The organism is uncultured Algibacter sp. (genome assembly GCF_947487575.1).
In the GTDB taxonomy this organism is placed as follows: Bacteria; Bacteroidota; Bacteroidia; order Flavobacteriales; family Flavobacteriaceae; genus Algibacter_B.
Window position 1 is genome coordinate 97,642 of record NZ_CANKXG010000009.1, and the last position, 12,536, is coordinate 110,177.

General features: G+C 31.1%; 11 protein-coding genes. 10 read left to right on the top strand and 1 reads right to left on the bottom strand.

From position 1 onward, the window contains the following. Window positions 1-14 precede the first annotated feature (14 nt). On the bottom strand, window positions 15-1,562 hold the full coding sequence (locus tag Q0870_RS11540; RefSeq protein WP_298555655.1) for a bifunctional response regulator/alkaline phosphatase family protein: 1,548 nt from the start codon (window positions 1,560-1,562) through the stop codon (window positions 15-17). Between the two features lie 135 nt (window positions 1,563-1,697). Between Q0870_RS11540 and Q0870_RS11545 the strand changes: the two genes are divergently transcribed. The 10 genes from Q0870_RS11545 to Q0870_RS11590 all read left to right on the top strand — a co-directional run bounded on the left by Q0870_RS11545 (window position 1,698) and on the right by Q0870_RS11590 (window position 12,532). Further along, the gene (locus tag Q0870_RS11545) at window positions 1,698-2,918 is read left to right on the top strand and encodes an HD domain-containing protein (protein WP_298555657.1); all 1,221 of its coding nucleotides are present in this window, start codon (window positions 1,698-1,700) and stop codon (window positions 2,916-2,918) included. Between the two features lie 233 nt (window positions 2,919-3,151). Then, window positions 3,152-4,174, top strand: coding sequence for a UDP-3-O-(3-hydroxymyristoyl)glucosamine N-acyltransferase (lpxD, locus tag Q0870_RS11550; protein ID WP_298555659.1), 1,023 nt, complete (start codon window positions 3,152-3,154; stop codon window positions 4,172-4,174). Beyond that, the gene (locus Q0870_RS11555; RefSeq protein WP_298555661.1) at window positions 4,165-5,571 is read left to right on the top strand and encodes a bifunctional UDP-3-O-[3-hydroxymyristoyl] N-acetylglucosamine deacetylase/3-hydroxyacyl-ACP dehydratase; all 1,407 of its coding nucleotides are present in this window, start codon (window positions 4,165-4,167) and stop codon (window positions 5,569-5,571) included. The genes lpxD and Q0870_RS11555 overlap by 10 nt, the downstream gene beginning before the upstream one ends. Before the next feature lie 2 nt (window positions 5,572-5,573). Further along, window positions 5,574-6,359, top strand: coding sequence for an acyl-ACP--UDP-N-acetylglucosamine O-acyltransferase (gene lpxA / locus Q0870_RS11560; protein ID WP_298555663.1), 786 nt, complete (start codon window positions 5,574-5,576; stop codon window positions 6,357-6,359). Window positions 6,360-6,363: 4 nt separating this feature from the next. Continuing rightward, entirely contained in the window at window positions 6,364-6,930 is a 567-nt protein-coding gene (efp, locus tag Q0870_RS11565) for an elongation factor P (protein ID WP_298555665.1), read from the top strand. Between the two features lie 6 nt (window positions 6,931-6,936). Further along, window positions 6,937-7,701, top strand: a complete 765-nt coding sequence (locus tag Q0870_RS11570; protein WP_298555667.1) for a class I SAM-dependent methyltransferase — start codon at window positions 6,937-6,939, stop codon at window positions 7,699-7,701. A 5-nt stretch (window positions 7,702-7,706) separates the two neighbouring features. After that, window positions 7,707-8,639 carry a UDP-3-O-(3-hydroxymyristoyl)glucosamine N-acyltransferase gene (locus tag Q0870_RS11575; RefSeq protein WP_298555669.1) on the top strand — a complete coding sequence of 311 codons (933 nt, stop codon included), beginning with the start codon at window positions 7,707-7,709 and terminating at the stop codon, window positions 8,637-8,639. A gap of 67 nt (window positions 8,640-8,706) precedes the next feature. Further along, window positions 8,707-9,579: a succinate--CoA ligase subunit alpha gene (gene sucD / locus Q0870_RS11580; protein WP_298555671.1), complete on the top strand. Its 873-nt coding sequence runs from the start codon at window positions 8,707-8,709 to the stop codon at window positions 9,577-9,579. Between the two features lie 118 nt (window positions 9,580-9,697). Beyond that, window positions 9,698-10,444 (top strand): 3-oxoacyl-[acyl-carrier-protein] reductase, encoded by a 747-nt coding sequence (fabG, locus tag Q0870_RS11585; RefSeq protein ID WP_298555672.1) that lies wholly within the window; start codon window positions 9,698-9,700, stop codon window positions 10,442-10,444. 54 nt (window positions 10,445-10,498) lie between these two features. Further along, window positions 10,499-12,532, top strand: a complete 2,034-nt coding sequence (locus tag Q0870_RS11590) for a VWA domain-containing protein (protein WP_298555673.1) — start codon at window positions 10,499-10,501, stop codon at window positions 12,530-12,532. The last annotated feature ends 4 nt before the right edge of the window (window positions 12,533-12,536 follow it).

Consider the following 12,536-nt stretch of genomic DNA (forward strand, 5'->3'; position numbering starts at 1 on the left):
TGCTTTTTGTAGATTTATTTAGGACTAAATACGGTAAATGGAATTACCATTTCTTCTAAAGAAACACCTCCATGTTGATAGGTATTTCTGTAATAACTAACGTAATGATTATAATTATTTGGATAAGCGAAAAACAAATTGTTTTTAGCGAAAATAAATGAGCTACTCATATTAATTGAAGGCAGGTGCAATTCTTTTGGGTCTTTACTTTCTAAAACATCTTTCTCTTCATAAGTTAAACTACGCCCCGTTTTGTAACGTAAATTTAAACTTGTGTCTCTGTCTCCAATAACCTTGGATGGGTTTTTTACATTAATAGTACCATGGTCTGTGGTTAAAATTAATTTGAAGCCCATTTGTTGAGCCTGCTGAATCATGTCCAGAAGCGGAGAGTTTTTAAACCAACTTAAAGTTAATGATCTATAAGCTTTATCATTAGAAGCTAGCTCTTTAACAACCTCCATTTCTGTTTTTGAATGGGATAGCATATCAACAAAATTGTAAACAATAACAGATAAATCATTGTTTTTTAATGATTTAAAATTTTCAGCTAATTTTCTTCCATTTTTTAAATTAGTTATTTTATGATACTCATAGCTTAAATTTGATAATCCTAATCGTTTTAATTGAGCTTCTAAAAAATCAGCTTCATACAAGTTTTTTCCGCCTTCATCATTATCATTTTTCCAATACTCTGGAAATAACTTTTCCATATCGCTAGGCATTAACCCAGAAAAAATAGCATTACGCGCATATTGTGTTGCGGTAGGTAGAATGCTAAAGAAAGCTTCTTCTTTCTCTTTTTTGAAATAATTATTTATTATAGGCTCAAAAACTTTCCATTGATCATAACGTAAATTATCAATTACAACCAAAAGTGTTGGTTGTTCTTTACTTATTTCAGGAACTATATTTTCTTTGAATAGGGTGTGCGACATTACCGGAGCATCTGTATGTGGTAAGAACCAATCAGCATAATTTTTTTCAATAAATTTTCCAAATTGAATATTAGCTTCATTTTTTTGAGATTCCAAAATTTCGAACATACTGGCATCTTCAATATCTTCTAACTGTATTTCCCAATAAATTAGTTTTTGATATAAATTAACCCATTCCTCATAACTGTTTACCATAGATAAATCCATAGCAATTTTTCTAAACTCTTGTTGGTAATTTGAGGTTGTCTTTTCAGAGATTAGTCTAGAATGATCAAGGTTCTTTTTTAAGCTTAATAAAATTTGATTTGGGTTTACTGGCTTTATTAAATAGTCTGCTATTTTGTTACCAATAGCTTCTTCCATAATGTATTCTTCCTCGCTTTTTGTAATCATAACAACAGGAAGCGTATCTTTTTTTTCTTTAATTTCGTTTAGGGTTTCTAAACCTGTAAGTCCAGGCATGTTTTCATCTAAAAATACAATATCAAAATTTTCATCATCTAAAACGTCAATTGCTTCAGTACCACTATTACAAGTTTTTACTTTGTAATTTTTCTTTTCAAGGAATAAAATATGTGGTTTTAGTAAATCAATTTCATCATCAACCCAAAGTATTTTTATCATATCGTTGTATTTGTTTTTTTTATTAAAATTTGTTGAAATATTTAGGTTTTTTAATTGTAAAAACGTTTTTATTTCATCAACCCACTATGGGCTCATATCATTATATTTGTAATTATTTAATGTAAAAAGCAAAGTTTGAATAAACTTAAAATATTAAACGACCCAATTTACGGATTTATTACAATTCCAAATTCACTCATTTTCGATTTAATACAACATAGATATTTTCAACGCCTCCGTAGAATTACACAAATGGGTATGTCTTATTTGGTGTATCCTGGTGCACATCATACTAGATTTCATCATGCTATTGGTTGCGTTCATTTAATGCAACAAGCTGTTAATGTACTTCGTTTTAAAGGTGTTACAATAGGTCAGAAAGAAGAAGAAGGGCTTTATATAGCAATACTTTTACATGATATTGGCCACGGACCTTTTTCTCATGCTATGGAGCATAGTATAGTAAATAATTTGTCTCATGAGGAAATTTCACTCTTTTTTATGGAGCGTTTAAATGAAGAATTTAACGGAAGTTTAACGCTTGCCATTCAAATTTTTAAAGGTGAATATCCTAGAAAGTTTATGTGTCAGCTTATTTCTGGGCAATTAGATATGGATAGAGCTGACTATTTAAAACGTGACAGCTTTTATACTGGGGTTGCTGAAGGTAATATAAATAGTGAGCGATTAATTACCATGTTGAATGTGGTTGATGATGAATTGGTAGTTGAAGAAAAGGGTATTTATAGTGTCGAGAAGTTTATTATTGCAAGGCGGTTAATGTACTGGCAAGTGTATTTGCATAAAACAAGTTTAGTTGCAGAACAGTTACTTATAAGGGTTTTGAAACGTGCAAAGGAATTGCACGAATCTGGAAATAAATTGCAGGCAAGTAATGCATTATTATACTTTTTGGAAAATAAAATAGAGATTGAAAATTTCACTAATAAAACACTTGAAACCTTTTCTCGATTAGATGATTTTGATATTATATCGGCAATGAAACAATGGCAATATCATAGTGACTTTGTTCTTAGTAATCTTTGTGAGATGATAATTAATAGAAACTTGCTTAAAATAAAATTAAAGAATAAAAAAGTCAAAGAAAGTAGTTTAAAGAAGCATATTGATGTTTTTAAAAAGAAGCATAGTATTTCGGAAGATGAAGCTAAATACTTTGTGTTTCATGGATATATTTCAAATCAAGCTTATAAATTAAATACAAAAGGTATAAATGTTTTGCATAAATCTGGAAAAACTGAAGATATAGTAAAAGCTTCAGATCAGTTGAATCTTAAGGCGTTAGCAAAACCTGTTACTAAGTACTTTTTGTGTTACCCAAAAGCTAAATTATAGTTCTATTAAATATTTAGAATAATAATGCGAAGTTTTTGATGTACTTTATAATAAAGTATAGTGTTTTACTGTTTTATAGTAACGACTTTATAGTAAAACCTAAAAAAAGGAAATCGTGTATTATTCTTCTTTAATTTTTTAGATGAATAGATTCGCTAATGTATAACGAGGGTTTAGTACATTTTTCCTATTTTTGCGTCAATCAAACAAAAAACAGCGTCAAACTACAAAGTGTGAAATTTACAGCACAGCAAATAGCAGAAATATTAGAAGGTGATGTAGTTGGGAATCCAGATATTGAAGTCTCAAGATTAGCTAAAATTGAGGAAGGTTTTGAAGGCACTATAACTTTTTTAGCAAACCCTAAGTATACACCCCATATATATACAACAAAAGCTTCTGTTGTAATTGTAAATAAATCTTTTGCGCCTGAGAATAAAATAAAAACGACTTTAATAAAAGTTGAAGATGCTTATTTGGCATTTTCAAAAATTCTTGATTATTATAACTCGGTAAAACTAAATAAAACAGGAATTGAGCAACCGTCTTTTGTTTCCGATTCAGCTACATATGGTAAGGATGTGTATATTGGTGCATTTAGTTATATAGGTGAAAATGTTGTAATGGGTGAAAATGTAAAGATATTCCCAAGTGCATATATTGGCGATAATGTTGTTTTGGGTGATAATACAATAATTTTTTCTGGAGCAAAAATTTATTCAGAAACTATAATTGGTAAAAACTGTGTTATTAATGCTGGTGCCATAGTTGGAGCTGATGGATTTGGATTTGCGCCAAATGAAGATGGTAGCTACAGTAAAATACCACAAACAGGAAATGTGATTATTGAAGATTTTGTTGATATAGGAGCAGCTACAACTATTGACCGTGCAACCTTAGGGTCAACAATAATTAGAGCTGGTGTAAAATTAGATAATCAAATACAAATAGCTCATAATGTCGAAATAGGAGAAAATACAGTAATAGCAGCGCAAACTGGTGTTGCTGGTTCTTCAAAAATTGGTAAAAATTGTCAAATTGGAGGTCAGGTTGGTATTGCTGGGCATATAACTATAGGAGATAATGTTAAAATACAAGCACAGTCTGGTATTGGTCGACATGTAAAAGATAATGAGATTCTGCAAGGGTCTCCTGCGTTAAAATTAAGTGATTACAATAAATCGTATGTTCATTTTAAAAACTTACCTGCTATTGTTAAAAACATATATAACTTAGAGAAGAATAAATGGGAATAGTTAATACCGAAATCAAACAAAAAACTATTAAAGAAGATGTTTCTTTAACCGGAGTAGGCTTGCATACAGGAAAAGATGTAACCTTAACTTTTAAACCTGCTGTTGCTAATTCAGGTTTTTCTTTTAAAAGAGTTGATTTAGAAGGAGAACCAATTATTGAAGCTGATGCAAATTACGTTACTAATACACAACGGGGTACTTGTTTAGAAAAAAATGGAGTAGCAATTCAAACGTCAGAACATGTTTTGGCAGCTTTAGTAGGCTTAGATGTAGATAATGCAATTATTGAACTGAATGCCTCCGAACCTCCTATATTAGATGGCTCATCGAAATTTTTTGTTGAAGCCATTGAAAAAGCTGGAGTTGTAGATCTTGATGCTTTTAGAGAAGAGTTTGTTGTTACCGATATTGTATCTTATGTTGATGAGGAATCAGGAAGTGAAATTCTTGTAATGCCATCAAAAGAGTATCAAATAACTACCATGGTAGATTTTGGTACTAAAGTCTTAGGGACTCAAAATGCAACTTTAAATCGTATTTCTGATTTTAAAAATGATATAGCAGATTCTCGAACATTTAGTTTCTTGCATGAAATTGAAATGTTATTGGAAACTGGATTAATAAAAGGAGGGGATTTAAACAATGCTATTGTTTATGTAGACAAAGCCCTGTCTTCTGATACTATGGAGAGGCTTAAGGTCGCTTTCAAAAAAGACTCCATAGCGGTTAAGCCAAATGGAATTTTAGATAATTTAACTTTGCATCATCCAAATGAGGCAGCGAGACATAAATTATTGGATGTTATAGGCGATTTAGCACTAGTTGGCACAAGAATTAGAGGTAAAGTTATTGCTAATAAACCAGGTCATTTTGTAAACACACAATTCGCAAAGAAATTAGCAAAACTGATAAAAAATGAACGTCGCAATAACGTTCCTAAAATTGATTTAAATCAACCGCCTTTAATGGATGTTGTTCAAATTATGGATATGCTGCCTCACAGACAACCTTTTTTGTTAATAGATAAGGTTTTTGAGCTTTCGGATAATCATGTTTTAGCCACGAAAAATGTGACTATGAATGAGGAGTTTTTTAAAGGCCATTTTCCAGGTGCTCCAGTAATGCCAGGAGTTTTAATTGTTGAAGCTATGGCTCAAACAGGTGGTGTTTTAGTTTTAAACACCGTTCCTGATCCTGAAAATTACTTGACTTTTTTCATGAAAATGGATAAGGTTAAATTTAAACAAAAGGTTAGTCCTGGGGACACGCTAATATTTAAATGTTCTTTAATTACACCAATACGTCGTGGGATTTGTCATATGCAAGGGTATGCCTATGCAAATGGTAAATTATGTGCAGAAGCTGAATTAATGGCTCAAATATCTAAAGTAAAATAATTATGAACCAACCTTTGGCTTATGTGCATCCTGGTGCGAAAATTGCAAAAAATGTTGTTATTGAACCGTTTACTACGATTAATAATAATGTAATTATTGGTGAGGGCACTTGGATTGGTAGTAACGTTACTATAATGGAAGGTGCTCGAATAGGTAAAAATTGTAGTATTTTCCCTGGCTCAGTAATTTCAGCTGTTCCTCAAGATTTAAAATATAACGATGAAGATACTACAGTCGAAATTGGTAATAACGTTACTATACGAGAGTGTGTAACAATTAATAGGGGTACAACAGATAGAATGAAAACGGTTATAGGTAACAACTGTTTAATAATGGCATATTGCCACGTTGCTCACGATTGTATTATTGGCAATAATTGTATTTTTTCTAATAATAGCACTTTAGCTGGGCATATAACAATTGGTGATTATGTTGTACTTGCGGGTATGACTGCAGTGCATCAATTTGTTTCAATTGGAAATCACGCTTTTGTAACTGGTGGTTCCTTAGTTAGAAAGGATGTTCCACCTTTTGTAAAGGCTGCACGTGAGCCTCTATCCTATGTTGGGATAAATTCAGTAGGTTTGCGACGACGAGGATATACAACAGAAAAAATTAGAGAAATTCAAGATATATTCAGAATATTATATCAAAAAAATTATAATAATACTCAAGCTGTAGAAATTATTGAAGCGGAAATGGAAGCAACTCCAGAACGCGATGAAATCCTTCAGTTTATTAAAAATTCACATCGAGGTATCATGAAAGGATATTTCAAATCAAATTAATTATATGGCAACTACAAGCGACATTAGAAATGGATTATGTCTTCGTTATAACAACGATATTTACAAAATAATAGAATTTTTACACGTAAAACCTGGTAAAGGCCCTGCGTTTGTTAGAACAAAAATGAAAAGTGTAACTAGCGGTAAAGTACTAGATAATACGTTTTCTGCTGGTCATAAATTAGAAGATGTTCGAGTTGAAACTCATAAGTTTCAGTATTTATATAATGATGGTGAGTTTTATCATTTCATGAATGAATCTGATTATACACAAATACGTTTGTTAGAAGCCGCTCTAGATAACCCTGGTTTAATGAAAGAAGGGGAAGTAGTAACAGTGTTAATTAATACAGAAGACAATGCACCTTTATCTGTTGATTTGCCAGCCAGTGTAATTTTAGAAGTAACAGCTACAGAGCCAGGTGTTAAAGGTAATACGGCTACTAATGCAACTAAACCTGCTACTGTAGAAACGGGAGCTTCAGTTAATGTGCCTTTATTTATAAACGAAGGTGACAAAATTAAAATAGAAACTGCTAAAGGCACATATAAAGAGCGTGTTAAAGAATAGCATATTATGGCCAAATCTAGAGAGGAGATTAATCAGACTGAAAAAGATTATTGGAATGAGGCTAAGCTTGATAGAAGAAAGATAAAAAAATTAAGGCGACATGCTTTTTTTTATTCGTACAAAAGAGAAAAAAAAATACTCCAGCAGCTTTTAGAAGATTTTAATGATAAAGAAGTTTTAGAAATTGGTTCTTATACATGGTCATTTTGGTTTAATAAAAACACAAAACCTAAAAAATTGACTTGTATAAATATTTCTGAAGTTGAATTAGAAAATGGTAAGAAGTTAGCCGAAAACCAAAATTTTTCGATAGCGCATTTTTTAATGGATGCCAATGAATTAACTTTTAAGGATGAATCATTCGATATTGTTTTTGGAGGTGCTATTTTACATCATTTAGATGTTGAAAAATCAATTGGTCATATTCATAGAGTTTTAAAACCCAATGGAAAAATTGTTTTTTTAGAACCTTTAAATATGAACCCTATTTATAAAATCTACAGAAAGCTTAATCCAAAAGAAAGAACACCCGATGAGCATGCTTTAGTGTCGTCTGATTTTAAAATTATAAAAAAGAAATTCACGTTTAATCATTACTTTTTTGATTTCTTCTCAGTTGTTTTCGGTTTTATAGCGCTAAAACTATTTGGCGATAAAAACTACAATAATTGGATAAACAAGCTAGGATATAATTTAGATGTTTTCTTTTCAAAAATTCCTTTTTTACATTTTCTTTTTGCAAGAGTAATCATATTTGGAAGTAAAAAATAAATAGCATGAAGTTTCCTAAACCACATACCTTAAAGCAAATAGCCGACCTGATTGATTGTAAATATGTTGGTGCTAATGATTTTCAAGTATTGGGTATGAATGAGATTCATGTTGTTGAATCAGGAGACATTGTTTTTGTTGATCATCCAAAATACTATGATAAAGCATTAGAATCGGCAGCTACAATTATTTTAATTAATAAAGAAGTTGAATGCCCTAGCGGTAAAGCACTACTTGTAAGCGATGACCCTTTTAGAGATTTTAATAAATTAACTGATTTTTTTAAACCATTCCAAGCCTCAAATAGTTCCATTTCTACTTCAGCTAAAATCGGTAAAAATTCTGTAATCCAACCAAATACATTTATTGGTCATAATGTTATAATAGGTGATAACTGCATTATACATTCTAATGTTAGTATATATGATGACACTGTAATAGGTAATCATGTTACCATTCATGCTGGAACAGTAATAGGAGCAAATGCTTTTTATTATAAAAAGAGGACAGAAGGTTTTGATAGGTTAAAATCTTGTGGACGCGTAGTTATTGAAGATGATGTTGATATAGGTGCCAGTTGTACTATAGATAGAGGTGTTTCTGGTGATACTAAAATAGGAGAGGGAACAAAATTAGATAATCTTATTCAAGTAGGTCACGATACTGTTATTGGTAAAAAGTGTTTAATAGCATCGCAGGTTGGTATTGCTGGTTGCGTTATTATAGAAGATGAAGTTACTCTTTGGGGACAAGTTGGTACTACTAGTGGAATAACTATAGGAAAAAAAGCTATTGTACAGGGGCAATCAGGAATTACAAAATCAATTGAAGGTGGAAAAACCTATTGGGGTACACCAATACAAGAAGTCCGTTTAAAATTAAAAGAAATGGCATCAATTAAACAAATTCCAAATATTTTAAAACAATTAAAAAATTAAGAAATTTTAAGATACAAAAGTGATTTCAAAAAATTACATTTGTAAAACAATATTCAAATAGAAAAATATGAGTGTTTTAGTAAATAAAGATTCAAATATTATAGTTCAAGGTTTTACTGGAAGTGAAGGTACGTTTCACGCTAGTCAAATGATTGAATACGGAACAAATGTAGTAGGTGGTGTTACTCCTGGTAAAGGTGGTCAAAAACATTTAGATAAACCTGTCTTTAATACGGTTTTAGAAGCTGTTGAGCAAGTTGGAGCAGATACGACTATAATTTTTGTGCCTCCAGCATTTGCTGCAGACGCCATTATGGAAGCTGCCGATGCAGGTATAAAGGTAATTATTACTATAACAGAAGGAATTCCAGTTGCTGATATGATTACAGCATCGAGTTATATTAAAAATAAAGATTGTAGATTAATTGGTCCTAATTGTCCTGGTGTTATTACTCCAGGAGAAGCTAAAGTTGGTATTATGCCCGGATTCGTTTTTAAGAAAGGAAAAGTTGGTATCGTATCAAAATCAGGAACACTAACTTATGAAGCTGCAGACCAAGTTGTAAAGCAAGGTTTAGGTATAACTACTGCTATTGGTATTGGTGGGGATCCAATTATTGGTACAACAACTAAAGAAGCGGTTGAGTTGTTAGTTAATGATCCAGAAACTGAAGCTGTTGTTATGATTGGTGAAATTGGGGGCCAGTTAGAAGCTGATGCTGCACACTGGTACAAATCAAGCGGAAGTAAAAAACCAGTAGTTGGTTTTATTGCTGGTGAAACTGCTCCTGCGGGACGAACAATGGGTCACGCTGGCGCTATAGTTGGTGGTAGTGATGATACTGCTCAAGCTAAAAAAGCAATTATGCGAGAATGTGGAATTCACGTTGTAGATTCTCCAGCCGAAATAGGAAAAAAGATAGCTGAAGTTTTAGCGTAATAAGTAATACACGTATATTAATAAAACCTTGCAATCTTGTAAGGTTTTTTGATTTGATACCATTTTGATTTATTATATTTGAATAGATCAAGATTAATAATAATTAACCACACTATAAATGAAATTATTAGAAGGAAAAACCGCTATAGTTACAGGAGCTAGTCGCGGAATAGGAAAAGGAATTGCACAAGTTTTTGCTGAGCAAGGAGCAAATGTAGCATTTACATATAGTTCTTCGGTTGAAGCAGCAAACGAATTAGAAAGAGAACTTAATCTTTTAGGAATTAAGGCTAAAGGCTATAAAAGTGATGCAGCAAGTTTTGAAGAAGCCCAAGAGTTAGCAAATGAAGTTGCTAAAGAATTTGGAAGTATAGATATTTTAGTTAATAACGCAGGAATCACAAAAGATAATTTGCTAATGCGTATTACAGAGGATGATTTTGATACCGTTATTGAAGTCAATTTGAAATCTGTTTTTAATATGACAAAAGCAGTTCAAAGAACCATGCTTAAACAACGAAAAGGTTCTATCATAAATATGAGTTCTGTGGTTGGAGTAAAAGGAAATGCAGGGCAAACTAATTATGCAGCTTCAAAGGCAGGAATTATTGGATTTTCAAAATCTGTAGCTTTAGAGCTTGGTTCAAGAAACATAAGAAGCAATGTCGTGGCACCGGGCTTTATAGAAACCGAAATGACAGCTAAATTAGATGAAGAAATTGTTAAAGGATGGCGAGCAGGAATCCCTTTAAAAAGAGGAGGAACTCCAGAAGATATTGCTAATGTTTGTGTGTTTTTAGCTAGCGACATGAGCGCGTATGTTACAGGCCAAACGTTAAACGTTGATGGCGGAATGCTTACTTAATTGTCATTACTGCGGAGGCAGGAATCTTATCAAGATTAAATTTAAAGTTTATTAATGAGTTCTGAAACTCTATTATACATCATACTTGCTGGAATTATAGCGCTAGGTTTAGCGCTATTTCAGTATTTTATTAAAAAGAAGAGCATGTCAAAATTGAACATGCTTTTTTCGTTTTTAAGGTTTTTGAGTATATTTTCAGTACTGCTATTAATTATTAATCCAAGTTTTGATCAAATAAAGGTTTCAGTTGAAAAGCCAAATTTGATTGTTGCTATTGATAATTCAAGTTCTGTAAAACATTTAAAACAGAATGAGAATCTGATTGATTTTATTGAAGAAATCAAGGCTAATGATGACCTTCAAAAGAAATTTAATATAGATTATTATGCCTTTGGAGAAAGCTTAATTTTATCTGACTCTATTACGTTTTTAGATAAACAAACAAATATTTCTAAGGCATTTAGTCAATTAAATCAAATCTATAAGCAAACAACATCTCCAACTTTACTTGTTACAGATGGAAACCAAACTTATGGGAATGATTATCAGTTTGTGTCGAACACATACAAACAACCCATTTATCCAATAATTTTGGGTGATACGATTACTTATGTCGATTTAAAAATTCAACAGCTTAACGTCAATAAGTATGCGTATTTAAAAAATAGATTTCCTGTTGAAACTATTTTAGTTTATAATGGAAACGATAATATTAATTCAACGTTTGTGGTTAAAATTGGAAATGTTACAGTGTTTTCAAAAACAATTAACTTTTCTAAAAATGATAATTCTAAGGTTGTTAATTTTACTTTGCCAACAAATAGAGTGGGTATTAGTAATTATAAAGCGACACTAGTTCCTTTAGAAAGTGAAAAAAATAAAATAAATAATTCAAAGAATTTTGCAGTTGAAGTTATTAATCAAAAAACAAAAATTGCTATAGTTAGTGATTTTTCACATCCAGATTTAGGTGCTTTAAAAAAGAGTATTGAAAGTAATGAACAGCGCTCTGTTTCTATATTGACACCTAAATATGTGATTAATCAAATTAATGATTTTCAGTTAATTATAGTCTATCAACCAAATAACAAGTTTAATATTTTGTTTGGTAGGTTAGAATCGCTAAATAAAAATCTATTTATAATTATTGGTGCTAAGACAGACTTGAGTTTTATGTATAAAGTTTCTGAAAATTATTCTCATGTAATAACTGGTCAACCCGAAAATTATCAAGCAGAATTAAACATAAATTATTCTCCGTTTATTATTGATGATATCAATTTTGAGTCATTTCCACCATTACTTTCAAATTACGGAGAAGTAAAATTTAATACACCTTTCCAAACAATATTAAACAAAAGAGTTAACGGTATTACAATAAACCAACCACTTTTAGCAACATTTGAAACTAACAGTAGAAGAGAAGCTGTTTTATTTGGTGAAAATATATGGCAATGGAGAGCTCAAAGTTATTTAAATGAAAAATCATTTAACGATTTTGATAATTTTATTGGGAAACTCATTCAATACTTAGCGACTAATAAGAAAAAAAGCAGACTTAATATTGACTATCAATCGTTTTATAACGGAAGCGGAAACATTATTATTAAAGCAGAGTTTTTTGATAAAAACTATGTTTTTGACACGCGTGAATCTTTAAATATTGTAATTACAGATAAGGTTTCAAAAGAGAAAAAAACATTTCCTCTAATTTTAAAGAACAATAATTATCAAGTCGATTTAAGCAGTTTGTTACCCTCAGAATACAGTTTTACAGTAAAAGCTACAAATGAAAATCTATCTAAATCTGGTAGTTTTCAAATCTTAGAATATAATGTAGAACAACAATTTTTAAATGCCGATGTAACAAAGTTACAGCAGTTAGCTACTAACAGTTCGGGTTCAAGTTATTTTATTGCTGAAACAGAAAAAGTGGTAAACGATTTATTGAATGATAATCGTTTCACTTCAATTCAAAAAAGCAGTAAAAATACCATACCTTTGATAGATTGGAAATACCTTCTAGCCATTATAGCACTTAGCTTAGGTGTTGAGTGGTTTTTAAGAAAATATAACGGATTAATTTAAATAA

What these genes read in the sequence shown, in the direction of transcription:
- Q0870_RS11540 (WP_298555655.1), bottom strand. Translation starts at nt 1,562, where the DNA reads ATGATAAAAATACTTTGGGTTGATGATGAAATTGATTTACTAAAACCA.
- Q0870_RS11555 (WP_298555661.1), top strand. Translation starts at nt 4,165, where the DNA reads ATGGGAATAGTTAATACCGAAATCAAACAAAAAACTATTAAAGAAGAT.
- lpxA (WP_298555663.1), top strand. Translation starts at nt 5,574, where the DNA reads ATGAACCAACCTTTGGCTTATGTGCATCCTGGTGCGAAAATTGCAAAA.
- efp (WP_298555665.1), top strand. Translation starts at nt 6,364, where the DNA reads ATGGCAACTACAAGCGACATTAGAAATGGATTATGTCTTCGTTATAAC.
- Q0870_RS11570 (WP_298555667.1), top strand. Translation starts at nt 6,937, where the DNA reads ATGGCCAAATCTAGAGAGGAGATTAATCAGACTGAAAAAGATTATTGG.
- Q0870_RS11575 (WP_298555669.1), top strand. Translation starts at nt 7,707, where the DNA reads ATGAAGTTTCCTAAACCACATACCTTAAAGCAAATAGCCGACCTGATT.
- sucD (WP_298555671.1), top strand. Translation starts at nt 8,707, where the DNA reads ATGAGTGTTTTAGTAAATAAAGATTCAAATATTATAGTTCAAGGTTTT.
- fabG (WP_298555672.1), top strand. Translation starts at nt 9,698, where the DNA reads ATGAAATTATTAGAAGGAAAAACCGCTATAGTTACAGGAGCTAGTCGC.
- Q0870_RS11590 (WP_298555673.1), top strand. Translation starts at nt 10,499, where the DNA reads ATGAGTTCTGAAACTCTATTATACATCATACTTGCTGGAATTATAGCG.